Genomic DNA, 23,707 nt, shown 5'->3' with positions numbered 1-23,707 from the left:
CCCGCTGACGGGGGCAGAAACCTCAGCGTGGGCTATCGAGCACGATCGTGATCGGCCCGTCGTTGACCGAGTCGATCCGCATGTCGGCGCCGAAGACTCCGCGCTCGACGCGCGCGCCGAGCTCGGACAGTGCGGCGCAGACCGCGTCGTACAACGGCTCGGAGACCGGCCCCGGTGCGGCCGCCTGCCAGGTGGGACGCCGACCCTTGCGGGCGTCGCCGTACAGCGTGAACTGGCTGACGACGAGGACCGGTGCGCCGACGTCGGACGCGGACTGCTCGTCGCGCAGGATCCTCAGGTCCCAGATCTTGCGGGCCATCCACGCGACGTCGGCCGCGCCGTCGTCGTGGGTCACGCCGAGGTAGGCCAGCACGCCAGGCCCCTCGAACCCGCCGACGACCTGGCCCTCGACCGTGACGTGCGCGCCGTGCACGCGCTGGACGACGGCCCTCACTGGCTCGCGAGGGCCTGGATCGCCTCGTGGATGCTGAGCGTGCGGCGGGCCGACTCGACGTGGAGGTTCTCGACCATCCGGCCGTTGTAGGTCACGACACCCGACCCCTGCCCGTCCTCGAAGGCCTGGATCAGGCCGCGGGCGTCCTCGACCGCCCGCTCGCTCGGGGCGAACGCGGTGTTGGCGCCCTCGACCTGGCCCGGGTGGATCAGGGTCTTGCCGTCGAAGCCCATCTGCCGGCCCTGCTCGCACTCGGCGAGGAAGCCGTCGGTGTCCTTCACGTCGTTGTAGACGCCGTCGAGGATCGCGATGCCGGCCGCGCGCGCGGCGAGCAGCGCGGTGTGCAGGCTCGGCAGGATCGGCGCCCGGCCGGGCACGTGCTCGGCGTACAGCTCCTTGACGAGGTCATTGGTGCCCATCACGAAGCAGCTCAGCCGCTCGCTCGCTCGGGCGATCGCGAGCGCGTCGAGGATCGCCACCGGGGTCTCGATCATCGCCCAGAGCCTCGTGTGGTCGGGGGCGCCGTGCTTCTCGAGGCCGGCCACCAGCTGGGCGACCTCGGCGGCGCTGTTGACCTTGGGGACGACGACCGCGTCCGGCCCGGCCTGCGCTGCGGCGGCCAGGTCGGCGTCGTGCCACTCGGTGCCGATGCCGTTGACCCGGATCGTGAGGGTACGGCGTCCGTACTCACCGCTCGCGGCGGCCGCGGCGGCGGCCTCGCGCGCGGCCGGCTTGGCGTCCGGCGCGACGGCGTCCTCGAGGTCGAAGATCACCGCGTCGATCGGGAGCGTCTTGGCCTTCTCGAGCGCCTTGGCGTTGGAGCTGGGCATGTAGAGGACGCTGCGCAGCGGGGTGAAGTCACTCACTGGGCACCTCGATCGCGTCGTACTGCGCCTTGAGCGCCGGGTCGATCGCGGCGAGCTGCTCGGCGAGCTCGACCATCACCAGGCACTGCTTGAGGGACGCGTCGTCCTCCATCTTGCCGTCGAGCATCACCGCGCCGGTGCCGTCGCCCATCGCGGCGACCACGCGGCGCGCGTGCGCGATGTCCTCGACGCTGGGGCTGAAGACCCGGTTGGCGATCTCGATCTGCTTGGGGTGCAGGCTCCAGGTGCCGACGCAGCCGAGCAGGAAGGCGTTGCGGAACTGGTCCTCGCAGGCGGTGACGTCGGCGATGTCGCCGAACGGTCCGTAGTAGGGGTAGATCCCGTGCATCGCGCAGGCGTCGACCATGCGCGCGATCGTGTAGTGCCAGAGGTCCTGCTGGTAGGTCTGCCGGACGGCGGCGGGCTGGTCGGGGTTCGGGTCCTGGCGGACCAGGTAGCCGGGGTGGCCGCCGCCGACGCGGGTGGTCTTCATCCGGCGGTCGGCGGCCAGGTCGGCGGGGCCGAGGGAGATGCCCTGCATGCGCGGGCTGGCGCCGCAGATCTCCTCGACGTTCGCGACGCCGCGGGCGGTCTCGAGGATCGCGTGGACCAGGATCGGCCGCTCCAGGTCGGCCTTGGCCTCGAGCTGGGCGAGCAGCCGGTCGACGTAGTGGATGTCCTCGGCGCCCTGCACCTTCGGCACCATGATCACGTCGAGCTTGTGGCCGATCGCGGGCACCAGCGTCGTCAGGTCGTCGAGCACCCAGGGGCTGTCGAGGGAGTTGATCCGGGTCCACAGCTGGGTGGGACCGAAGTCGGTGTCCTGGGCGATCTGCACGAGGCCCTCGCGGGCGGCGAGCTTGTTGTCGGCCTTGACGGCGTCCTCGAGGTTGCCGAGCAGCACGTCGACGGTGCTCACCAGGTCGGGGACCTTCGCGGCCATCTTCGGGTTGCTCGGGTCGAAGAAGTGGATCGCCCGGCTCGGCCGCGCCGGGATCTCCGTCAGGGGGCTCGGCGCCCCCACGGCCAGGGGTCGGAAGAAGTCCTTCGCGCTGCGGGATCCGCTCATGGCGCGGAAGGTAGCAGCGGAGGGCTACCCGTCGGTATGACGGATCTGACACGGGCGGCGCTCGGCGTGTGACAGTTTCATCAAGGGATGTAGGCGAAACCGCGCTTCCCTCGACGAGTTCGCCGAGGGAGGCGCGGCGCCGACGTCATCCCTTGATGAAACTGCGACCGGCGGCGACCGGCGGCGACCGGCGGCGACCGGCGGCGGCAGCCCTCAGCCGTAGGTGTAGAAGCCCCGCCCGGTCTTGCGACCGAGCAGGCCGGCGTCCACCATCCGCTGCAGCAGCGGCGGGGCGGCGTACAGCGGCTCCTTGAACTCCTCGTAGAGCGACTCCGCGACCGCCTTGGTGGTGTCGAGGCCGATCAGGTCCGCCAGCGCCAGCGGGCCCTGCGGGTGCGCGGCGCCGAGCACCAGGCCGCGGTCGATGTCCTCGGCCGAGGCGAAGCCGGACTCGAACATCCGGATCGCCGACAGGATGAAGGGGATCAGCAGCGCGTTGACCACGAAGCCGGCGCGGTCCTGGCAGTCGATCGCCTGCTTGCCGAGCGACCCCTCGACCCACTGGCGCGAGCGCGCGGTCGTCTCCTCCGACGTCAGCAGCGACGGCACCAGCTCGACGAGCTGGAGCACCGGCACCGGGTTGAAGAAGTGGATGCCGATCACCTGGGTCGGGCGCGAGGTGACCACGCCCAGCTTCATGATCGGGATCGAGGAGGTGTTGGACGCCAGGATCGCGTCCGGCGCCTTCACGACGTCGTCGAGCCGCTTGAACAGCGCGACCTTGGCCGCCTCGTCCTCGACGATCGCCTCGACGACGACCTCGCGGTCGGCGACGGCGTCCAGGTCGGTCTCGACCCGGATCAGCTGGAGCACGCTGCCCGCCGACTCGATCTTGCCCTTGGCCTCCGCGCGCTCGAGCGACTTCTCCAAGCGGCCGAGCGCGGCCTTCGCTGCAGCGTCCGAGGACTCCACGACGATGACGTCGTGCCCAGCCCTGGCGCTGACCTCGGCGATGCCCGACCCCATCAGGCCACCACCGATCACAGCCACGTTGTTCATGTGTCTCCCTCTCCACGTGTGCTGCGTCGATTCCACCAGTGCCGCCTGCGCTCCCGTACGGCGGGCCCGGTGGGTGGGACGCGGCGGGCTGCCCGGCGCTCTCGCCAGGCCTCGACCGTCGCCTCCACGTCGCGGGGCATCGTCACCAGGGGCGGACCCTCCGGGAGCAGGTAGCGCGCCCGGATCACCCGCTCGTTGAAGTCCTCGACGTGCGCGCGGACCTGGCTCTCCGCGGCGTACTCGTCGAGGCGCGCGTCGAGCTCGGCGTCCTCCTTGCGCAGCTGGACGCTGGGCGGCAGCACGGCGATCCGCTCGCGCTCGACGAGCTTCTTCAGCCACCAGTCGGGGTCGTGCTCGGCGCCGAGGCCCTCGATCGGCTTGCCCGCGCCGGGAAGGTCGTCGAACTCGCCGCGCGCGATCGCCTGCTGCACCTGCAGGTCCACCCAGGTGTGCTGCTGCCGGATCCGGGCGGCGGCCGCGGCCGACGAGTCGGTACGCCGTGCTGGACGGTGCTCGTCCTCCGTCATCCCACCACGATAGCCAGCGACGTCGTGGTCGCTCGCGGCCGCCGGGAACAGCCAGAACGTCTGTGGCTATCGCACCGGGCCCTCAGTGGACGACGGTGGCCGGTGCCTCGTCGGCCACGTGCTTCGGGAGCATGACGAGGGCGCAGGCGGCGAGCAGGGCGGCGACGGCGCAGACGGCCCAGACGGTGAGGTAGCCCGACAACGGGGCGTGGCCCTCCTCGAGGTCGTCCAGGGAGCCGGTGGCCGACAGCGCGATGGCGAAGATCGCGGAGGCGAACGCGCCGCCGATGGTCTTGGTCGCGTTGGTCATGCCGGTGGCGAAGCCGGTGCGCTCCGGCGGCGCGGCGGCGGCCGCCATCGCCGGCAGGGCGGCGACGAGTGCGCCGGAGCCGAGACCGGCGACGGCCATGTTGAGCAGCGCCTGCCAGGTGTGGTCGTGGAAGGGCAGCCACAGCGCGTAGCCGAGGGCGACCAGCAGGGTCGAGCCGATCAGCGCACCGCGCGGCCCGAGGACCCGGCTGGTCACCGGCAGCGTGAACGCGCCGATCGCCAGGAAGATCACGTACACGCCGATGAGCGTGGACACGAAGCCCGCGGTCGCGCCGAGGCCGTAGCCGGCGACGTCCGGGTCGGTGCGCGCGAACGTCGACAGCGGGATCTGCGCGCCGAGGATCGACATGCCGAAGAGGAACGCCGTCAGCTGCACCGGCCACTGACCGGGCGCGCTCATCAGGCGGACGTCGACGATCGGCTCCTCCTGGGTGAGCTCGAAGCGCACGAACGGCAGCAGCGTGAGCAGGCCGAGGGCGATCAGGCCCCACGCGAGCACGCTGCCCGGGCCGTCGAGACGGATCGTGATCAGCCCGCCCATCACCAGGCAGATCGACGCGGTGAGCAGCGCCAGGCCGCCGAGGTCGAACCCGCCGGTGGAGGTGCCCGGGGCGTCCTCGACGCCGAACCAGATCACGAAGAAGACAGCCGTGACGACGATCGCGGGCAGCATCAGCAGGAACGACATCGAGGTCGCCTCGACCAGAGCGCCCGACGTGAGCGCGCCGATGATGACGGCCAGCTCGAGGGCACCGACCAGCACGCCGGCGGCCCGCCGGGTGAGCAGGTTCTGGCGGCCGGTGTCGGCCGTACGCCGGTGGATGATCGCCACCTCGAGCGGCAGCCACACGACGTACGCGCCCTGGATCGCGAACCCGATGAGGAACGTGGTGAACGACGGCGCGAACGCCAGGATCCACGAGCCCAGCGCGGTGATGGCGGTGGAGAGCAGCAGCACCTTCTTGTGGCCGACCAGGTCGCCGAGCCGTGCCAGTGGCGGCACGACCAGCGCGGAGACGATCAGCTGCGCCGCCTCGAACCAGTTGACGTCGGCGTCCTTGATGCCGAGGTGGTCGGCGATGTCGGAGTAGATCGGCGTGTAGAAGCCCTGCAGCACGCCACTGGCCAGCTCGACGCAGACGAGGAAGCCGACGATCGCGGCCAGTCCGCGCACCCGCGGGTCGGAGGTGATGGTCATGAGGGGATCCTCTCGATCAGCCGCTGGTACCACTGCACGCCCTCGACCAGGGCGTCGATCCCGAGGTGCTCGTCGTAGCTGTGGATCGACTCGCGCTGCGCCTTGGTCATCCAGAAGGGGGCGAACCGGTAGACCCGAGGGCAGAGCCCGGTGAAGAACCGCGAGTCGGTGGCGGCCATCATGACGTACGGCGCGGGCACCGCGCCGGGGAACACCTCGATGATCGTCGCTTCGATCAGCGCGAAGGCGTCGTCCATCGGCGAGATCGGCGACGGATCGGTGCCCTCGACGAGCGTCACCTGGACCTGGTCGTCGTCGATCGTCCGCCGGACGTGCTCGAGGACGCTGGTGACGGTGTCGCCGACCATGATCCGGATGTTCACGCCGGCCTTGGCGGTGCTGGCGATGACGTTGAGGGCGGGCGAGCCGGAGAGCGTCGTCATCGCGAACGTCGTGCGCGTGGCGGCCGCTGTCTCCGGACCCGCCGCGAGCAGCGCCTTCGTGAGCAGCGGCCGGATCCTCCCGGCGTTCTGCATGACCGGCCGCAGTGCCCGGGGAGCGTGCGGGGCCAGCCGGCGGAGCAGCTCGATCATCGGGTCGGGCACGCTGGCCGCCATCTGGTGCTTGTCGAGCCGGCGGATCGCCCGCGCGATGCGGACGGTCGGCGCGTTGCGGGCCGGCGTCGAGGCGTGCCCGCCGCGGCCGTCGACGCGCAGCTCGATCGACGTCTGGCCCTTCTCGGTGACGCCCACGGCGCCGATCGGCACGTCGATCCCGGGGAAGGCGCCGGTAGCGACGGCGCCGCCCTCGTCGAGGACGAACCACGGCCGTACGCCGCGCCGCGTGAGCTCCTCGACCGCGAGCCGGGCGGCAGCACCGGAGACCTCCTCGTTGCACCCGAACGACAGCCAGACGTCCTGCTCCGGGGTGAAGTCCTGCTCCAGCAGCGTCTCGACGGCCTCGCAGATCGCGACCAGCTGGCCCTTGTCGTCGAGCGTGCCGCGTCCCCAGATGGCCCCGTCGTGGATCTCCGCGCCGAACGGCGGGTGCTGCCAGACCGTGTCGCCGTCGACCGGTACGACGTCCAGGTGCGCCATCAGCACGACGGGCCGGTCCGCGTGGCGGCCGGCCCAGCGGAAGAGCAGCCCGTGGGTGTCGACGCGGGTGAGCTCGAGCCGCTCGTGCAGGAGCGGGAACTGCGTCCGGAGCTCCACGACGAAGGAGTCGAACGCCTCGACGTCGACGTCCTCCCAGTCGGGGTAGGAGACGGTCGGGATCCGGACCAGGGCCTGCAGCTTCCCCACGGCGCGATGCGTGCTCACGACGCGAGGCTAGGGCACCGGCTCTCGGTCTCGGATGCGAGACCCAGGTCGGGTCGCGGTCGTTGACCGCGGTGGCTCACGCCGATGGACTGGTGCCGTGCTGCCCCCACCGTCCCCGATGCACCAGGTCCGTGAGGGGCTTGCGGGCGCGGGAGCGCGGCGACCCGGCCGCCCCCTCGTCCGCGGCCGGGTGGCCGATCGTCACGACGCCGACCGGGTCGAAGTCCTCGTGGATCCCGAACGCCGCGCGCACGGCGTCCTGCCGGTCGGTCGGCACGCCGATGAAGCACGACCCCAGGCCGGCGTCGGTCGCCGTCTGCAGGATCAGCAGCGCCGCCATCGCGGTGTCCATGTCCCAGAAGGGCTTGGGCCAGCGCGCCTCGTCCTGGTCGGTCCAGCCCTTGTCGGCCTCGGCGTAGCGCCGCAGGTAGGCGGCCTTGCTGGAGCACGGCAGGATCACGACCGGCGCCTTCATCATGCCGGCGAGCCACCGGTCGGGCCGGTCGACGTCCTCGGCGGTGACCTCCCAGTAGCGGCGCACGTCCTCGGGTGTGTCGAGCACGAGGAAGGCCCAGCCCTGGCTGAAGCCGGCGTTCGGCGCACGCGTCGCGTTGTGCAGCGCCCGATCCACGACCGCCGGGTCCACCGGGTCGGTCGAGTAGTTGCGGACCATCTTGCGGCGGCGGACGACGTCCTGGAACTCCATGGAGGGAACTGTGCCTGACGACTTCGAGCTCATGTGGGGCGACCTCCGCCCGCTGGGTCGGTCGGCCTCGTCCGGCGGCTACTTCCGGCAGCCGTTCACCTCGCCGGAGCGCGAGCTCGTCGCCTGGTTCCTCGAGCAGGCCGAAGCGCGAGGGCTGCGCGTCGAGAGCGACGACTTCGGCAACATCGTCGCCTGGTGGGACACCGGCTCCGGGCCGGCGGTGCTCACCGGCTCGCACCTGGACTCCGTGCTCGACGGGGGCGCGTACGACGGTCCGCTCGGCGTGGTCTCCGCGCTGGCGGCGGTCGACCTGATGCGCTCGCGCGGCGTGGTGCCGTCACGTCCGGTCGGCGTCTCGGTGTTCGTCGAGGAGGAGGGCTCGCGCTTCGGGCTGGCCTGCCTCGGCTCGCGGCTGGCGACCGGCGCGACCTCGTGGGAGACCGCGCGCGAGCTGCAGGACCGCGACGGCGTACGTCTCGGCGACGTCGTCGTCGGCGGGTCCTCGTCGCTGCTCGCCGACGTGGGGACCTTCGTGGAGCTGCACGTCGAGCAGGGCCGCGACCTCGTCGACCGCGGCGCCGCGATCGGGGTGGCGAGCGAGATCTGGCCGCACGGCCGCTACCGCTTCGACTTCACCGGGTCGGCCAACCACGCCGGCACCACGCGCATGGAGGACCGGCAGGACCCGATGCTCACCTACGCGATGACCGCGCTGGCGGCCAACAAGCAGGCCCGGCTGGCGGGGCAGCGGGCGACGTTCGGCCGGGTGGCGGTCGAGCCCAACGGCACCAACGCGGTGCCCTCGAGGGTCACCGCCTGGATGGACGCGCGCTGCGCGACCGACGCCGGTCTCTCGGACCTGGTCGAGGCCGTCACCCGGCAGGCGACCGACCGCGCGGACCGCGACGGCACGACGGTCGAGGTGACGGCCGAGTCGGTGTCCGCCTCGGTCGCCTTCGACTCCTCGCTGGCCGCCGCCCTGGCCGCCGACCACGAGGGCGGCGACTGGCCCGTCATCGCGACCCAGGCCGGCCACGACGCCGGGATCCTGTCCGCCGCCGGCATCCCGACCGCGATGCTCTTCGTCCGCAACCCGAGCGGCGTCTCGCACTCCCCGGCCGAGCACGCCGAGATCGCCGACTGCCTGGTGGGCGTGTCGGCGCTGGCCGACACCCTGGAGAGGCTCACCAGGTGACGGCGTACCTCCTGGAGCGGGCCTGGGTCGACGGCGCCGTCCACGACGACGTGCTCGTCGAGATCGAGGGCGACCGGTTCGCCGCCGTCACCGTCGGCGGCACCGTCGAGGGCACCGGCGGCACGCGCCTCGCCGGCCTGACGGTCCCCGGCCTCGTCAACGACCACAGCCACGCCTTCCACCGGGCGCTGCGCGGGCGCACGCAGCGCGAGCGCGGCACGTTCTGGACCTGGCGCGAGCAGATGTACGCCGTGGCCGAGCGGCTGACGCCGGACACCTACTTCGCCCTCGCGCGGGCGACCTACCGCGAGATGGTGGCGGCCGGCTACACGCGGGTGAGCGAGTTCCACTACCTCCACGAGCCCGAGCCGGCGATGGGGGACGCGCTGCGCTCCGCGGCCGCCGAGGCGGGCATCGGGTTCACGCTGCTCGACACCTGCTACGTCAGCAGCGGCTTCGGGGCGCCGCCCGAGGGCGTCCAGACGAGGTACAGCGACGGCACCGCCCAGCAGTGGGCCGAGCGGGTCGGCGACGGCCCGGCCGCGATCCACTCCGTGCGGGCGGTGCCGCGCGACCAGCTCCACGTGTTCCGCGGCCGGGCGCCGCTGCACGTGCACCTCTCCGAGCAGGTCGCCGAGAACGACGCCTGCCTGGCGGCGTACGGCGTGACCCCCACCCGGCTGCTCCACGATGAGGGGCTGCTCGGCCCCGGCACGACGGTCGTCCACGCCACCCACCTCACCCCCGACGACATCGCGCTGCTCGGCGGCACGCGCACCAACGTGTGCATCACGCCCACGACCGAGCGCGACCTCGCCGACGGCATCGGCCCGGCCCGGGCGCTCGCAGAGGCCGGGTGCCGACTCACGATCGGCAGCGACAGCCACGCGGTGATCGACCCGTTCGAGGAGCTGCGCGGCCTCGAGATGGACGAGCGGCTCAGGACCCAGGTGCGCGGCCATTGGTCCGCGGCCGAGCTGCTCGAGATCGGCACCGACGGCGGCATCCGGGCCGGCGACCGAGCCGACCTGGTCACGATCGACACCACCAGCCCGCGCACCGCCGGCACCGGCGCCGACGAGAGCACCGCGGTCTTCGCGGCCACCGCCGCCGACGTCACCCACGTCGTCGTCGCGGGGGAGCCGGTCTACACGAGCAGCGACGACGAGGCGATCGGGCGCGAGCTCGACGCGGCGATGGGAGCCCTGTGGCCACGACCCTGATCACCAACATCGGCGAGCTGGTCACCAACGACCCGCGGGCCGCCGACCTGATCGGCGCGATCGAGGGCGCCGCACTCGTCGTCGAGGGCGACCGCGTGGTGTGGACCGGTCGCGCCGCCGACGCGCCCGCCGCCGACGAGGTGCTCGACGTGGGCGGTCGCGCGGTGCTCCCCGGCTTCGTCGACTCCCACTCCCACCTGGTGTTCGCGGGCGACCGCGCCCAGGAGTTCGCGGCCCGGATGACCGGCACGCCGTACGCCGCCGGCGGCATCCGCACCACGGTCGCGGCGACCCGCGCGGCCACCGACGAGCAGCTCACCGGCCACGTGGCCCGCCTCGTCGGCGAGATGCGCCGGCAGGGCACCACGACCGTCGAGATCAAGAGCGGCTACGGCCTGACCGTCCACGACGAGGCCCGCAGCCTCGCGGTCGCGCGGCAGTTCACGGCGGAGACGACCTTCCTCGGCGCGCACGTCGTGCCGGAGGGCGATGCCGACGCGTACGTCGAGCTCGTGACCGGCCCGATGCTCGACGCCGCCAAGGAGCACGCGCGCTGGATCGACGTCTTCTGCGAGCGGGGCGCCTTCGACGTCGACCAGGCCCGCACGATCCTCGCCGCCGGCGCCGCGGCCGGCCTGCGAGGCCGGCTGCACGCCAACCAGCTCACATACGGCGGCGGGGTGCGGCTCGCCGCCGAGCTCGGCCTGGCCGCCGTCGACCACTGCACCTTCCTCGCCGACGACGACGTCGCCGCGCTCCGCGACAGCGGCACGATCGCCACGCTGCTGCCGGGGGTGGAGTTCTCGACCAAGCAGCCCTACCCGGACGCCCGCCGCCTCATCGACGCCGGGGTGCGGGTGGCGCTCGCCAGCGACTGCAACCCCGGCTCCTGCTTCACCAGCTCGCTGCCCCTCTGCATCGCGCTCGCCGTGCGCGAGATGGGGATGACGCCGGCTGAGGCGGTCCACGCCGCGACGTACCGCGGCGCCGAGGCGCTCGACCGCGACGACGTGGGCGCGCTCGTGCCGGGGCGGCGGGCCGACCTCGTCGTGCTCGACGCGCCGTCCCACGTGCACCTCGCCTACCGCCCCGGCGTGCCGCTCGTCGCCGCCACCTGGATCGGCGGGCGGCCCGTCTAAGACGCCCGGCCACCTCAGATAAGGCACCTGCCCGATGTGCCGGCCTACCTCAGAAGAGGAACCTCGTCATCAGGAGAGCGAGGAGCTGAGGAGCCCACCATGTACGAGAACAGCCTCAACCGAGACCTGCTGAAGAGCGAGCTCGACTACCGCATCGAGCGGATCCGCGGCGACATCGGAGGCCGGCGCCGCCGCCGGTCGCTGGGGCGTCGAGGAGACGCGGGAGACGGCGGCTGGCCGACCCGCTGAGCGCGCGCAGGACGTGGCGCGCGAAATGGATGCGCAGCAGACAATCGAACACGAGACACTGTCCGGCGTGGCCAACAACTCCAGCCGGACCCTGGTCGGTCGAGACGCCGAGCTGGCGGAGGTCGCTTCGCTGCTCGGCGTCCGGTCGTCCTCAGTCGACGCCGGCGGTACGCAGGCCGGCGAGGCGACCACCGTCCTGCTGTCCGGCGATGCCGGTGTCGGCAAGACCCGGCTGCTGACCGAGCTGCGCGACCTCGCCTTCACCGAGGGCTGGCAGGTCGTCGCCGGGCACTGCCTGGACTTCGGCGACAGCGCCCTGCCCTACCTCCCCTTCTCCGAGGTCCTCGGCCGGTTGGCCGCCGACCTGCCCGCGACCGTCGACGAGGTCGCCGGCCAGCACCCCGCCCTGGCCCGGCTCCAGCCGGGACGCCGGATGATGGGCCGCGATCGCGAGGACAGCGGGGCCCTCGACCGTGCCGACCTCTTCGAGGCCGTGCACGCGCTCATCGAGGCCGCGGCCGCGAAGGCGCCGCTGCTGCTCGTCATCGAGGACTCCCACTGGGCCGACCAGTCGACCCGCGACATGCTCAGCTTCCTCTTCTCCCGGCCGTTCTCCGGGCCGGTCTCGCTCGTCGTGTCCTACCGCTCCGACGACCTGCACCGGCGGCACCCCCTCCGCCGCCAGGTCGCGGAGTGGACCCGGCTCCGGGGCGTGCACCGGGTGGCGCTCTCGCCGTTGCCCGACGAGGCGGTCCGCGCCCTTATCGCCGAGCTCGTTCCCGGCGGCCTGTCCGAGAAGGAGCTCGCCGACATCGTCGGCCGCGCCGAGGGCAACGCGTTCTTCGTGGAGGAGCTCACCAGCGCCGCCGCCGGCCCCGGCCGGTGGGTGCCCGACGACCTCGCCGACGTGCTGCTGGTCCGGCTCGACCGGCTCGACGACACCGCGCGCGACGTGGTCCGCGCCGCCAGCGTCGCGGGCCGGCGGGTCGCCCACGACATGCTCGCCGCCGTGGCCGACCTCGACGACGGCGCGCTCGACGAGGGCCTGCGCAAGGCGGTCGAGATGAACATCCTCGTCGCCAGCGACGGCCGCTACTCCTTCCGGCACGCGCTGCTCGGCGAAGCGGTCTACGACGACCTGCTGCCCGGCGAGCGGGTCCGCCTGCACGGCAAGTACGTCGCAGCGCTGCGGAGCGGCGCGGCCACCGGCACCGCGGCGGAGCTGGCCCGGCACGCCCGGCTCGCCCACGACCTCGACACCGCGCTCGGCGCCAGCATCCAGGCCGGCCACGAGGCCAGCCAGGTGGGCGGCCCCGACGAGGCGGCGTACCACTACCAGCAGGCGCTGCAGCTGCTCGCCGACCCGCGCCGGTCCTCCGGCGACGACGTCGACCTCTCCAAGATCGTCGTCGCCGCCGCCGAGGCGCTCTCGGCCAGCGGCGACCCGGAACGAGCGGTGAAGGTGGTGTCCGAGCAGCTCGAGCGGCTGCCGGTCGACGCCCCGACCGCCTGGCGGGCGCGGATGCTCTCCACCCAGGCGCACGTGATGATGATGACCGACAGCGGCCACGAGCCGATCCCGGTCTCCGAGGACGCCGTGGCGCTGACACCCGAGGGCGACAGCGCGCTGCGGGCGCGCATCCTGGCGACCCACGCCCGGGTGCTCGCCGGCTACGGCCGCTACGACGAGGCGCAGATCGTCGGCATGGACGCGTTGACGCTCGCCGAGCGGCTCGACCTCAGCGAGCTCGCCTCCGACGCGATCACGACGCTCTCGGGCCTGAAGAAGGCGGGGCCGAAGGAGGGCCTGCGGGCGGCGCTCCGCGACGCCGTCGCCCGGGCGGAGGAGTCGGGCGCGCTCTCCTCGGAGCTGCGTGCCCGCTACCTGCTCGGCCGCTCCTACGAGGACTGGGCGGAGTTCGACGAGACCATCGAGTGGTTCCGGAGCGCGATCGACCGCGGGGTCGACGCGGGCATGCCGTTCGCGCCGTACGCGTTCGAGGCCCGCTGGCAGCTGGCCTGGGTCTTCGACGTGCTCGGCCGCTGGGACGACGCACTCGACCTCGCCGACGTCGCGCAGTACTCCCCGCCGCCGATCCCGCGGGCGTTGATCGAGTCGCTGCGGCTCCAGATCCGCCTGGCCCGCGGCGAGGAGGTCGGCGACGACGCACGGGCGCTGCGGAAGTTCTGGGCGCGCGAGGGCGGGGTCGCGATCAACTCCGCCGCCGTCGAGATCGACGCCGCCGGCTACCGCGGCGACGCGGCGAGCGCCGTCGAGGCCTACGACGAGGTCGTCGCCGTGCTCTCGCGGATCTGGCACGAGTGGTTCAGCGCGCGGATCCGGCTCGGCGCGCTGACGATCGGCGCGATCAGCCGAGCGGTGCCGCAGCTGTCCGCGGCCGAGCGGGCGGCGTACGCCGAACGCGTCGACCGCATCCTCGCCGACGGCCACATGGTGCTGGACCGCTACTCCGACCCGTCCGGCCACTGGGGTCCGGAGGGCCGCGCCTGGATGAAGCGGCTGGACGCCGAGACGCTGCGGTTCCGGTGGCTGGTGGGGATCGACGCCCCGCCCCAGGACGCGCTCGTCGCGGCGTGGCGGGACGCGATCGCGCTCTACGAGGACTTCGGCCACGTGCACGAGCTCGCCCGGGTGCGCACCGCGCTCGCCGGGATCCTGCGCGCCGCCGGCGACCAGGCGGGCGCGCGCGAGCTCGGCGACCCGGCCCGCGACGCCGCGCACCGGCTCGGCGCCGTCCACCTGCTCGACGACCTGAAGTCGCTGGGCAGCGCGCCGGTGCGGAGCGAGTCGGCGCCGGACACGCTGACGCCGCGGGAGACCGAGATCCTGGCGCTGGTCGCCGAGGGCCGCTCCAACGGCGAGATCGCCAAGCAGCTCTTCATCAGCGCCAAGACGGTCTCGGTGCACGTCTCCAACATCCTCGCCAAGCTCGACGCGTCCGGGCGCACCGAGGCCGCCGCGATCGCACGGCGCCGGGGACTGGTGTAGCGGCCGATCGGGTACTCCTTGTCCGCCGGTCCGCGGCACAGCAGACTGGCGAGACCCGACGATCCCAGGAGGACGCATGACCCCGGAAGAGCCCCTGAGCGATGACGAGATGACCACCAGCCCCCAGGGCGACCCGCTGACCGGTGGTGGCGACGCCGACGGCACCGACGGTGACGGCACCGACGGCGACTCCCACGACAGCGACGGCACCGACGGAGACGCCACCGACGGCGACGGCTCCGACAGCGACGGCACGGACGGCACCGACGGCTGAGTGAACGCACTCGACCTGCTCAGCGGTGACGCCCAGACCTTCCTGACGAAGGTCTGGGCGTCCCGCGTCCACCTGCACCGCACCGACCCCGCCGACCTCGTCGGCCTGCTGTCGCTCGACGACGCCGACCACCTGCTGACCTCGGCGGCGATCCGCACGCCGTCGGTCCGGATGGCCAAGGACGGCAGCGTGCTCCCGGAGTCGGCCTACACCCGCAGCGCGACGCTCGCCGGCAAGCCGCTCACCGGCCTGGTCGACGCCGCCAAGGCGCTCGCGCTCTTCGGCGACGGCGCGACCGTCGTCTTCCAGGGACTGCACCGCTACTGGCCGCCGCTGACCCGACTGATCGCCGAGCTCGAGCTCGAGCTCGGCCACCCCTGCCAGGCCAACGCCTACCTCACCCCGCCGGGGTCGCAGGGGTTCGCCGTGCACTCCGACAGCCACGACGTGTTCGTGTTCCAGACCGCCGGCTCGAAGCTCTGGGAGGTGCACGGCCAGGACGGCCCCGAGGACGTGCTCCTCGAGCCCGGCCTCTCGATGTACCTCCCCACCGGCACCCCGCACGCCGCCCGCGCGCAGGAGACGGTCTCGCTGCACGTCACGATCGGCATCAACCAGCTCACCTGGCGCGGCCTGCTCGAGCGCGCCCTCGCCGACGTGGTCGCGGCGGTGCCCGACGACCACCTGCCGGCCGGCTACCTCGACGACCCCGCGCTGCTCGCGGACACGCTCGCCGACCGGCTGCGCGACGTCGCGGACGCCGTCGGCCGGGTGGATGCGACGGCCGCGGTCGAGTCCGAGGTCCGCCGGTTCCTCACCAGCCGGCCGCCGCGGCTGGCGGGCGGCCTGCACGACGTGCTCGGCCCGGTCGAGGAGTCGACGCGGCTGCGCCGACGCCCCGGGCACCCGTGCGTGCTGCTCGACCGCGGCGAGCAGCTCGAGGTGCTGCTCGGCGACCGCACGATGACCGTCCCGGCCTGGATCCGACCGGCGCTCGACGAGGTGCGGGCGCGCGAGGAGCTCACCCCTGGCGACCTCCCGCTCGACCCCCAGAGCAACCTCGTCCTCTGCCGGAGGCTGGTCCGCGAAGGGCTGCTGGAGATCGCGTGACCTTCCGTTGCGCGGCGGAGAGCGTGCTCCGTGACGAGGACGTCGCCGGCACCGCGACCCATGTCCGCACCTGGCTGCTGCTCGAGCACGTCGGGCCGTGGGGCAGCGAGGCGCTGCTCGACGCACGGCTGCCCGAGGGTCTGGGCGGCGCACTCACGGAGCGGGCGCGGACCCACCGCGCCAAGGTCCTGCTGATCCGTCGCTTCAGCTCCAAGCCCGACGGCCCGGGCCTGCGGGTCTTCGCGGCGTACGCCGACCCGGTCGCCCCGCGCCTGGAGTCCGGCACGCTCGCCGACCCGCGCGAGGTGCTCGACCTCGACCTCGCCGCGCTCCGGGAGGGGGGCAGCAGCGGGCTGGCGGCCTACGACGGCTCGCTGTTCTGCGTCTGCACCAACGGCCGTCACGACGCCTGCTGTGCCGAGCGCGGCCGCCCGGTCGCGCAGGCGCTCGACCGCGCGCACCCGGAGGAGACCTGGGAGGTCTCCCACATCGGCGGCGACCGGTTCGCGGCCAACCTGGTCGTGCTGCCGCACGGGCTCTATTACGGGCGCCTCGACGTCCCGTCCTCGCTCGCGGTCGCCGGCGCCCACCTCGCCGGCGAGCTCGACCTCGACCACCTGCGCGGCCGCTCGTCGTGGCCGATGCCGGTGCAGGCCGCGGAGATCCACCTGCGTCGCGAGCTCGGCGCGACCCGCGTCGACGACGTCGTCCTGCGCGAGCGGGTCCTCGACGGCGACTTCACCTCGGCGTCCTTCTCGGTCGCCGGCGGCACCTACGCCGTCGTCGTCCGCACGATCCGCGACCAGCGCACCGCCGCGCGACTCACCTGCAAGGCGGTCCGCGACAACCCCGTCCCGCGGCACGAGGTCATCAAGGTCGTCCGCCGCTCCTGACCGGCCGCGCGGTCTCAGCCGAGCGCGGCCAGCACGCCGGAGCCGCCGGCCCAGGTGCCGGTGAGCACGGCCTCGGAGTCGACGGGCTCGCCGACCACGCGGACCACCGAGACCTCGTCGCCGCCGCCGCCGGCGACGCCGCTGCCGACGACCGTGACCGCGGGCTCGCGGGTCCGGCGTACGCCGTCCTCCTCGAAGTACTCCTCCGCGCCCGTGCCGCCCGAGGTGATCACCTCGGTCAGCGCGGCCTCGAAGACCGGGTCGGCGGGCGCGTCGTACACCCACCGGGTGCCGAGCACCGAGTGCTCGGTCGTGCCGACCAGGTGGGCCTCGGCGCCGTCGAGCGGCGCGGCGCGGTAGGTCAGCGGCACGTGCACCGTGACGGCGCCGTCCTCGCTGCGCAGCAGGATGCCCTCCATGCCCACCTCGCCGGCGGGGTCGTCGAACCGGTAGCCACCGATCGGCGCCAGCTCCGGCAGCCCGGCCGCCCACGTCTGGCCGGGCAGCCAGGCGCCGATCAGCTCGCGCTTGGACGGGACGATGGTCGCGTGGTGCAGGAGGGCCATGCGCCGAGCCTAGGGTCAGCCCCGAGGTCAGCCCCAGCCCATCGGCGGCAGGTAGTCGTAGGCGTCACCCTGCTTGTGGCAGCGCGTGCACTCCAGGTAGCGCAGGTGCTCGTCGGTGTAGCGGTGGGACCACTTGTGCCACCCCACTCGGCAGCGCAGCGGCTTCCTCATCACGGCCTCCGGGACGATCCGGTCGGGGGCGGTGGCCGCCGCGCGGAGCGCGGGCGCGCGGGTGACCACGCCCCAGGTGTGCCGGGCCTGCTCGGTCCGGCTGAGTCCGTAGAGCTCGGTGACGAGCTCCTGCTGCCAGCGATCGCGCGTGTCGCCGGCCGGGATCAGGCGGAGGGCGGACCGGGTGATCGCCATCGACCACCACTGCGGGCGTCCCTCCGTGCTGATCATGTCGTGCTCACGTCGGTCCCGGTGCCGTCCAGGGGTCGAGCCCGGTCCGCCGGGGGCGGCGCGCGCGGGCCAGTGCGTCGTGGGCGGAGCCGACGCCGTCCGCGGTGAGCCGGTAGTAGCGACGGGGCGGTCGCCCCGCCACGCTCGCCTCGACGTCCTCCCAGCGGGACGCCACCCAGCCCGCGCCCTCGAGCCGCGCCAGGATCGGGTGCACGGTGCCGCTGGCGAGCCCGGCGAGCTCGCCGACCTCGTAGCCGTAGCGCTCCTCGCCCGGCTCCTGCAGCAGCACCTGCAGGACCAGCTGGGTCGGGATCGTCATCCGCACAACGTCGTACTCTACCTAGGGTCTAGGTAGAGAACAAGCCACGAAGCGGTCAGCCGAACGCCGCCAGCACGTGCTTGTTGAGGTCCGGGTAGCGCATCAGGTGCGCCCCGCCGTTGATGTCGAGCACCTCGCCGGTCACCCACGCGGCGTCCGCGAGGTAGACCGCGGCCTCGGCGATCTCCTCGGGGGTGCCGGCGCGGCCGAGGGGCGTGTTGGCGAGGTAGTCGTCCTCGATGCCGGGGATGTCCATCGCCGGCTGGGTCAGTGGCGTGACGACCAGGCCCGGCGCGATCGCGTTGACCCGGATCCCCCTCGGCGCCAGCTCGAGGGCCGCCACCTCGGTCAGCATCGACAGGCCCGCCTTCGCGGCGCAGTACGGCGCCAGGCCGGCGCCCGGCTGCCGGGCGTTGAGCGACGACAGCGAGATGATCGAGCCGCCCGCGGTCAGCCGCTGCCCCGCGTGCTTCATCACCAGGAACGCCCCGGTCAGGCAGACGTCGACGACGCGCCGCCACTCCTCGGCGGCGAGGTCGACGACGTTGCCGAGCGTCGAGACGCCGGCGCTGTTGACGACGAGGTCGAGGCGGCCGTGCTCGGCGAGCACGCCGTCCAGCATCGCCGCGACCGACGCCTCGTCGGTCACGTCGGTCGCGGGGAGGTCGGCGACCACCGTCGTCCACCCCTCCGCCGTGAAGCGGGCGGCGATGGCGGCTCCGATGCCGGAGGCCCCGCCCACCACGACCGCCACCCGATCTGCTGCCTCGACCATGACGAACCTCCCCAGGTGTTGTTGACGCGTGTCAACTTAGGGCCTACGGTCCCGAAATAGAACAGGTTCCAGTCAGTGTTCTTCGAGGACAGGAGGGCCGGCGTGGCCCGACCGACCACCGCCGTCATCGGCGCCGGCATCAGCGGCCTCACCGCCAGCAAGATGCTCGGCGACTACGGCGTCCCGTACACGACCTTCGAGTCCTCCGACCGCGTCGGCGGCAACTGGGCCTTCGGCAACCCCAACGGGCACAGCAGCGCCTACCAGTCGCTGCACATCGACACCTCCAAGCACCAGCTGTCCTTCCGCGACTTCCCGATGCCCGACGACTACCCCGACTTCCCGCACCACACCCAGATCAAGGCCTACCTCGACGCGTACGCCGACGCGTTCGGCCTGCGCGAGCGGATCGAGTTCCAGAACGGCGTCGCGAAGGCCACCCGCCTCGACGGCGGCGGCTGGGAGATCCTCGACCAGGCCGGCGACGTACGCCGCTTCGACCTGCTCGTGGTCGCCAACGGCCACCACTGGGACCCGCGCTTCGCCGACTTCCCGGGGATGTTCACGGGCGAGACCATCCACTCGCACCACTACATCGACCCGTGGACGCCGCTGCACCTGATGGACAAGCGGATCCTGGTCGTCGGCCTCGGCAACAGCGCCGCCGACATCACCGTCGAGCTCTCCCAGCGCGCCTTCCGCAACCAGGTCACGCTGTCGACGCGCAGCAGCGCCTGGATCGTGCCCAAGCTGGTCGCCGGCAAGGCCGCCGACATGAACTACCGCACGATCCCGCAGCTGCCGCTCTCCTGGCAGCGCAAGGCCGCCCAGTGGGGGCAGCGGTTCACCTACTCCGACCCGACGCTCTACGGCCTGCCGAAGCCCAACCACAAGTTCTTCGAGGCGCACCCGACCCAGTCCGGCGAGCTGCCGCTGCGGCTGAAGTCCGGCGACGTCACCCCGAAGGGCAACGTCGCCCGGCTCGCCGGCGAGACCGTCCACTTCGAGGACGGCACGTCGGCCGACTTCGACGTGATCATCTACGCCACCGGCTACAACCTGACGTTCCCGTTCTTCGACCCCGAGTTCCTCAGCGCCCCGGACAACCGGATCGATCTCTACCGCAGGATCTTCAAGCCGGGCATCGACGACCTCCTCTTCGCGGGCTTCGCCCAGGCGACGCCCACGCTCTTCCCGTTCGTCGAGTGCCAGGCGCGGCTGATCGCGGCGTACGCCGTGGGGGAGTACGCACCGCCGTCGGTCGCCGAGATGCACGCGGCGATCAAGGCCGACGACGAGCTCTACATGGGGCACATGCTCGACCGCCCGCGGCACACCCACCAGCTCGACTACTTCGTCTACGAGCACCAGATGCGCACCAAGGAGCTGCCGCAGGGCCGCAGGCGCGCGCACGCGAGGCGGGCGTCGTGAGCGCCGGCGCCACCAAGGGCGACGAGCGCCGCGGCGCGCTGCTGGCCGCGCTCGAGGAGGCCCTGCGCGCGGGCAGCACGCTCGACTCGATCAACATCGCCGACATCTCCCGCGGCGCGGGCGTCACCCGCTCGGCGTTCTACTTCTACTTCGAGAACAAGGCCGCTGCGGTCGCCGCGCTCCACGACGAGATGTACGCCGAGGGCTTCGACGCGGCCGGCGTCCTCGGCGGGGACGGCTCGGTGCGCGACCGCATCGACTCCGCGATCCGCGCGATCATCACCGGCTGGGGCCACCGCACGCACGTCTACGCCGCGATCCTCGACGCGCGCGCGACCAGCCCCGCGGTGCGCGACCAGTGGGAGGACTACCAGCAGTCGTACGTCGACGTGGTGGCCGACCTCGTCGAGGCCGAGCGCGCGGCCGGTGCAGCGCCCCCTGGCCCCGACGCCCGCGAGATCGCCCTCGCGCTGCTCGACCTCAACGACCGCACGCTGGAGCGCGTCGTCCGCGCCCCGGAGGGGTTCGACGCGGCGGCCCACCTGGAGGCCGTCGTCCACGTCTGGCTGACGAGCATCTACGGGAGCACCTCATGAAGCATGCCGACGTCACCTTCCTCTCGGGCGGCGTGGAGTGCCACGCCTGGCACTACACCGGCGAGGGCGACGCTCTCGCCACCGACGCCGGCCGGCCGGTCGTCGTGATGGCGCACGGCCTCGCCGGCACCAAGGACTCCGGGCTCGAGCCCTTCGCCGAGGCGCTCGCCGCGGTCGGGCTCGACGTGCTGGCCTTCGACTACCGCGGCTTCGGCTCCTCGGCGGGCGAGCCGCGCCAGACGGTCTCGATGGCCGGCCAGCTGGAGGACTACCGCGCCGCGATGTCCGCAGCGGCGCGGCTGCCCGGGGTCGACCCGCGCCGGCTCGTGCTCTGGGGCGTCTCGCTCGCGGGCGGCCACGTGCTCGCGGCCGCAGCGCACCGCGACGACGTCGCTGCCGTCGTGGCGCTGACCCCGCTCGTCGACGGCGTGGCGGCCGGGCGGCACGCGCTGGCCTTCCACAAGCCCACCGCGATGCTCCGCTCCACGGTGGTCGGCCTCCAGTCCAAGGTCGGCCGGCCGCGGATGATGCCGGTCGTCGCGCGCCCCGGCGAGCTCGGCTGCCTCACCCTCGAGGGGAGCATGGAGTCCTACCTCGCCATCGCCGGCCCGACCTGGCGCAACGAGGTCGACGCGACGGTTGGCCTCGAGCTCGGCAACCACCGCCCCGGCAAGGCGGCGGCCGACGTCCGCGCGCCCCTGCTGGTGCAGATCGCCGACTTCGACCGCAGCGCCCCGCCCCAGGCAGCCGCCAAGGCGGCGTTCGCGGCCCGCGCCGAGGTGCGGCACTACCCCTGCGACCACTTCGACGTCTACGCCGGCACGGCCTGGCACGACGCGGTCGTCGCGCACCAGGTGCTCTTCCTCCGCCGGGTGCTCGCGCCCTGACCGCTACTTCTCGGCCGTGTCGACCAGGTGCCCGAAGACGACCGTCCGCTCGTCGGTGTGGAAGAGCTCGGCGCAGGTGACCAGCGTCAGCAGCCTGCGCGCGTCGGCGGGTCCGGTCCCGGCGTCGTCGGGGTTCACGGGCTCCGGGGCGATGACCCAGGCGTCGTCGTCGTCGACCTCGAGGTCGTCGGGGTCGGTGTCGATCTCGTAGGTGTACGTCGCGCGGGCGGTCTCGACGGTCACGACGTCGCCCGGCTGCAGCGCGTCGATGTGGCGCAGCGGCTCGCCGTGGGTGACCCGGTGCCCGGCGAGCGCGAAGTTCCCCGTGCCGCCCGGAGCGGCCGAGTCCTCGAAGTGGCCCAGTCCGCTGCTCAGCGCGTCGTCGTCGACGCCTTCGACCACCGGCATCACGTAGTCGTCGCCGAAGCGCGGCACCCGCACGATCGCCAGCGCGTCACCGAGGTCCACCGGGGTCTCGCTCGGGCCGGCCGCTCCCTCCTGCGACGTGGGGAGCCGGCGCCACTGCTCCTCGAGTCGCTCGATGTTCCGTGCCTGGGCGCGCTCGGCGACCACGTTGGTGCCGACGTACTGCCAGGCGACGTACCCGAGGACGGCGAGGCCTGCCGCGAGCAGGCCGGCTCCGCACCAGAGGAGGACGCGTCGTCGGGTCATCGCCGCCCCGGCCGCCCGGTCCGGAGACCGGCCAGCGTCAGAACGGCGCCGGCCGCCAGCAGACCGGCGCCGAGGAGCACGCCGCCGCTCGGCACGCCGGAGCCGACCGACGGCAGCGCGGCCTCGTCGGCGATCTCCCCGCCGGCGCCTCCGCCGCCGCTACCGCCGCCGGTGTCGCTACCTCCGCCGGCGCTATCGCCGCCGGTGCCGCCGCCGGCGTACGTGCCGGTGTCGCCCCCGGTGTCCGCAGGACACCGGACCCGGATCGTGCGGTCGATGAGCACGGTGTCGTCGTACCCGGCCTCGACGTGCGCACTCCTGCCCTCGAAGCGCGCGAGGTCGACGACGATCGTGGTCGCGTCGCCGCCGTAGAGCGCGGCGGAGCGCTGGACCGGCCGGTCGTTCACGCGGATGAAGAAGACGACCGTCGAGGCCGGGTCGCCGTCGTTGGCGAGGGTGACCGTCGTCCTCAGGGGCGGACAGACGGCGCCGCCGATCCGGGCCGCGGGGCGCGCCACCGGATGCTGGCAGTCCGGGGTCACGGTGTACGTCGCGACCACGACGCCGTCGACGAGCACCCGTGCCGTCGCGGTCTGGTCCTCCCACCGGGACGCGTCGATCGTGCGGCTCTCGGTGGTGCCCGACGCGACGGAGACGGCCGGGCCGATCTGCTCGCCGTCGACCTGCAGCACGACCGAGAGCGGGGCCGTGCCGTTGTTGGTCACCTGCAGGGTGCCCTGCGGCGTCGTGCCGACGCAGCCGAACCCGGCCTTGATGCTGACGGGCGGCGGGCCCGGCGTGCAGTCCGCGGTCACGACCCGGCTCGCGACCACCTCGCCGTCCGCGAGCACGTCCACGACGGCGACCCGGTCCTCGGGGACGCCGGCGAGGGTGACCGTCTGGCTGTCGCCCGGCGCGATCGGGCCGACCGTCTGGACGGCGACGCCGTTGACGCGGATCGTGAACGATGCCGGATCGGTGGCGTCGGCGTCATTGGAGACGGTGACGCTCACGCTCGGCGTTGCGCCGCTGCACGCCGCGTCGGCGATCTCGGCGGCCGGAATCGGCCCCGGATCGGGTGGCATCTCGCAGCCGTTGTCGAGGATCGCGCGACCCTCGGCGGTCCAGTTCAGGCCGTCGGGCAGCCCGGGGTCGATCGGCGGCACGATGTTGCCCCACTTCTCCACGTCCGGCCCGAAGATCGGGCCGGTGTGGTTCGCGTGGCCGCTGACGACGCCGTCCTTGGAGTCGTTGACCTGGTTGTAGGGGTTGGTGCGTGAGTTCGTGCGGTGGCAGATCTTCACCTTCTCCTGCGGCGCCGCGTCCGCGCGGACAGGCGCCAGGGACAGGCAGGCGGTGACGACCGCCAGGGCCAGGAGGGCACGAGCACGATTCCGAGAGACTGCCGACATGCCCAGGATCCCAGCACGATCGG

The 23,707-nt window shown here is 73.1% G+C and carries 25 protein-coding genes; 11 read left to right on the top strand and 14 right to left on the bottom strand.

Features of this window, described 5'->3' with window-relative positions; genetic code table 11:
* Nucleotides 1–22: 22 nt before the first annotated feature.
* The 8 genes from dtd to HZF07_RS13520 form a co-directional block, all read right to left on the bottom strand.
* Nucleotides 23–454 (bottom strand): D-aminoacyl-tRNA deacylase, encoded by a 432-nt coding sequence (dtd, locus tag HZF07_RS13555; protein WP_181645172.1) that lies wholly within the window; start codon nt 452–454, stop codon nt 23–25.
* Entirely contained in the window at nt 451–1,320 is an 870-nt protein-coding gene (locus HZF07_RS13550; protein WP_309504731.1) for an HpcH/HpaI aldolase/citrate lyase family protein, read from the bottom strand. Before HZF07_RS13550 ends, dtd begins: the two co-directional genes overlap by 4 nt.
* On the bottom strand, nt 1,313–2,389 hold the full coding sequence (locus HZF07_RS13545) for an HpcH/HpaI aldolase/citrate lyase family protein (RefSeq protein ID WP_157342345.1): 1,077 nt from the start codon (nt 2,387–2,389) through the stop codon (nt 1,313–1,315). Before HZF07_RS13545 ends, HZF07_RS13550 begins: the two co-directional genes overlap by 8 nt.
* Nucleotides 2,390–2,602: 213 nt before the next feature.
* Complete coding sequence (locus HZF07_RS13540; protein ID WP_157342343.1) at nt 2,603–3,448, bottom strand: 3-hydroxybutyryl-CoA dehydrogenase; 846 nt, start codon at nt 3,446–3,448, stop codon at nt 2,603–2,605.
* Nucleotides 3,445–3,975, bottom strand: coding sequence for a DnaJ family domain-containing protein (locus HZF07_RS13535; RefSeq protein WP_157342341.1), 531 nt, complete (start codon nt 3,973–3,975; stop codon nt 3,445–3,447). The genes HZF07_RS13540 and HZF07_RS13535 overlap by 4 nt, the downstream gene beginning before the upstream one ends.
* Before the next feature lie 82 nt (nt 3,976–4,057).
* Nucleotides 4,058–5,503 (bottom strand): MFS transporter, encoded by a 1,446-nt coding sequence (locus HZF07_RS13530; protein WP_157342339.1) that lies wholly within the window; start codon nt 5,501–5,503, stop codon nt 4,058–4,060.
* Entirely contained in the window at nt 5,500–6,825 is a 1,326-nt protein-coding gene (locus tag HZF07_RS13525) for a M20/M25/M40 family metallo-hydrolase (protein WP_181645171.1), read from the bottom strand. The genes HZF07_RS13530 and HZF07_RS13525 overlap by 4 nt, the downstream gene beginning before the upstream one ends.
* Nucleotides 6,826–6,901: 76 nt before the next feature.
* Nucleotides 6,902–7,531: a nitroreductase family protein gene (locus HZF07_RS13520; RefSeq protein ID WP_157342337.1), complete on the bottom strand. Its 630-nt coding sequence runs from the start codon at nt 7,529–7,531 to the stop codon at nt 6,902–6,904.
* A 10-nt stretch (nt 7,532–7,541) separates the two neighbouring features.
* Here HZF07_RS13520 and HZF07_RS13515 point away from each other — a divergent pair, with 10 nt between their 5' ends.
* The 8 genes from HZF07_RS13515 to HZF07_RS24470 all read left to right on the top strand — a co-directional run bounded on the left by HZF07_RS13515 (nt 7,542) and on the right by HZF07_RS24470 (nt 16,624).
* Nucleotides 7,542–8,726, top strand: coding sequence for an allantoate amidohydrolase (locus HZF07_RS13515; protein WP_309504730.1), 1,185 nt, complete (start codon nt 7,542–7,544; stop codon nt 8,724–8,726).
* Nucleotides 8,723–9,949: a formimidoylglutamate deiminase gene (locus HZF07_RS13510; RefSeq protein ID WP_181645170.1), complete on the top strand. Its 1,227-nt coding sequence runs from the start codon at nt 8,723–8,725 to the stop codon at nt 9,947–9,949. The genes HZF07_RS13515 and HZF07_RS13510 overlap by 4 nt, the downstream gene beginning before the upstream one ends.
* Complete coding sequence (hutI, locus tag HZF07_RS13505) at nt 9,934–11,088, top strand: imidazolonepropionase (protein WP_181645169.1); 1,155 nt, start codon at nt 9,934–9,936, stop codon at nt 11,086–11,088. The genes HZF07_RS13510 and hutI overlap by 16 nt, the downstream gene beginning before the upstream one ends.
* A 99-nt stretch (nt 11,089–11,187) precedes the next feature.
* Nucleotides 11,188–11,337 (top strand): hypothetical protein, encoded by a 150-nt coding sequence (locus HZF07_RS13500; protein ID WP_157342333.1) that lies wholly within the window; start codon nt 11,188–11,190, stop codon nt 11,335–11,337.
* A gap of 67 nt (nt 11,338–11,404) precedes the next feature.
* Nucleotides 11,405–14,347 (top strand): helix-turn-helix transcriptional regulator, encoded by a 2,943-nt coding sequence (locus HZF07_RS24475; protein WP_181645168.1) that lies wholly within the window; start codon nt 11,405–11,407, stop codon nt 14,345–14,347.
* Nucleotides 14,348–14,423: 76 nt separating this feature from the next.
* Nucleotides 14,424–14,621, top strand: coding sequence for a hypothetical protein (locus tag HZF07_RS13490; protein ID WP_157342328.1), 198 nt, complete (start codon nt 14,424–14,426; stop codon nt 14,619–14,621).
* The gene (locus HZF07_RS13485; RefSeq protein ID WP_181645167.1) at nt 14,622–15,731 is read left to right on the top strand and encodes a cupin domain-containing protein; all 1,110 of its coding nucleotides are present in this window, start codon (nt 14,622–14,624) and stop codon (nt 15,729–15,731) included.
* Nucleotides 15,728–16,624 carry a sucrase ferredoxin gene (locus HZF07_RS24470; RefSeq protein WP_181645166.1) on the top strand — a complete coding sequence of 299 codons (897 nt, stop codon included), beginning with the start codon at nt 15,728–15,730 and terminating at the stop codon, nt 16,622–16,624. Before HZF07_RS13485 ends, HZF07_RS24470 begins: the two co-directional genes overlap by 4 nt.
* Before the next feature lie 14 nt (nt 16,625–16,638).
* On the opposite strand, the gene HZF07_RS13475 is transcribed toward HZF07_RS24470, so the two are convergent.
* From HZF07_RS13475 to HZF07_RS13460, 4 genes are read right to left on the bottom strand one after another with little or no spacing between them, the layout of a single operon-like run.
* Nucleotides 16,639–17,190 carry a CG0192-related protein gene (locus HZF07_RS13475; RefSeq protein ID WP_157342324.1) on the bottom strand — a complete coding sequence of 184 codons (552 nt, stop codon included), beginning with the start codon at nt 17,188–17,190 and terminating at the stop codon, nt 16,639–16,641.
* Nucleotides 17,191–17,217: 27 nt separating this feature from the next.
* The gene (locus HZF07_RS13470; RefSeq protein ID WP_157342322.1) at nt 17,218–17,592 is read right to left on the bottom strand and encodes a hypothetical protein; all 375 of its coding nucleotides are present in this window, start codon (nt 17,590–17,592) and stop codon (nt 17,218–17,220) included.
* Nucleotides 17,593–17,599: 7 nt separating this feature from the next.
* Nucleotides 17,600–17,911 (bottom strand): PadR family transcriptional regulator, encoded by a 312-nt coding sequence (locus HZF07_RS13465; RefSeq protein WP_157342320.1) that lies wholly within the window; start codon nt 17,909–17,911, stop codon nt 17,600–17,602.
* A 55-nt stretch (nt 17,912–17,966) separates the two neighbouring features.
* On the bottom strand, nt 17,967–18,686 hold the full coding sequence (locus HZF07_RS13460) for an SDR family NAD(P)-dependent oxidoreductase (protein ID WP_157342318.1): 720 nt from the start codon (nt 18,684–18,686) through the stop codon (nt 17,967–17,969).
* 102 nt (nt 18,687–18,788) lie between these two features.
* Here HZF07_RS13460 and HZF07_RS13455 point away from each other — a divergent pair, with 102 nt between their 5' ends.
* From HZF07_RS13455 to HZF07_RS13445, 3 genes are read left to right on the top strand one after another with little or no spacing between them, the layout of a single operon-like run.
* Nucleotides 18,789–20,117: a flavin-containing monooxygenase gene (locus HZF07_RS13455; protein WP_181645165.1), complete on the top strand. Its 1,329-nt coding sequence runs from the start codon at nt 18,789–18,791 to the stop codon at nt 20,115–20,117.
* Nucleotides 20,114–20,713 (top strand): TetR/AcrR family transcriptional regulator, encoded by a 600-nt coding sequence (locus tag HZF07_RS13450; RefSeq protein WP_181645164.1) that lies wholly within the window; start codon nt 20,114–20,116, stop codon nt 20,711–20,713. Before HZF07_RS13455 ends, HZF07_RS13450 begins: the two co-directional genes overlap by 4 nt.
* Complete coding sequence (locus tag HZF07_RS13445; RefSeq protein ID WP_157342316.1) at nt 20,710–21,600, top strand: alpha/beta hydrolase; 891 nt, start codon at nt 20,710–20,712, stop codon at nt 21,598–21,600. The genes HZF07_RS13450 and HZF07_RS13445 overlap by 4 nt, the downstream gene beginning before the upstream one ends.
* Before the next feature lie 3 nt (nt 21,601–21,603).
* Here HZF07_RS13445 and HZF07_RS13440 read toward each other — a convergent pair whose 3' ends face one another.
* Together HZF07_RS13440 and HZF07_RS13435 are read right to left on the bottom strand one after the other, a co-directional pair.
* Complete coding sequence (locus tag HZF07_RS13440; RefSeq protein ID WP_157342314.1) at nt 21,604–22,272, bottom strand: class E sortase; 669 nt, start codon at nt 22,270–22,272, stop codon at nt 21,604–21,606.
* Nucleotides 22,269–23,684: a hypothetical protein gene (locus tag HZF07_RS13435; protein WP_157342312.1), complete on the bottom strand. Its 1,416-nt coding sequence runs from the start codon at nt 23,682–23,684 to the stop codon at nt 22,269–22,271. The genes HZF07_RS13440 and HZF07_RS13435 overlap by 4 nt, the downstream gene beginning before the upstream one ends.
* Nucleotides 23,685–23,707 lie beyond the last annotated feature (23 nt).

This window comes from Nocardioides agri (assembly GCF_013778305.1).
In the GTDB taxonomy this organism is placed as follows: domain Bacteria; phylum Actinomycetota; class Actinomycetes; order Propionibacteriales; family Nocardioidaceae; genus Nocardioides; species Nocardioides agri.
The sequence above is the reverse complement of the archived record's forward strand: the minus strand, read 5'-3'. Positions and strand labels throughout refer to the sequence as shown.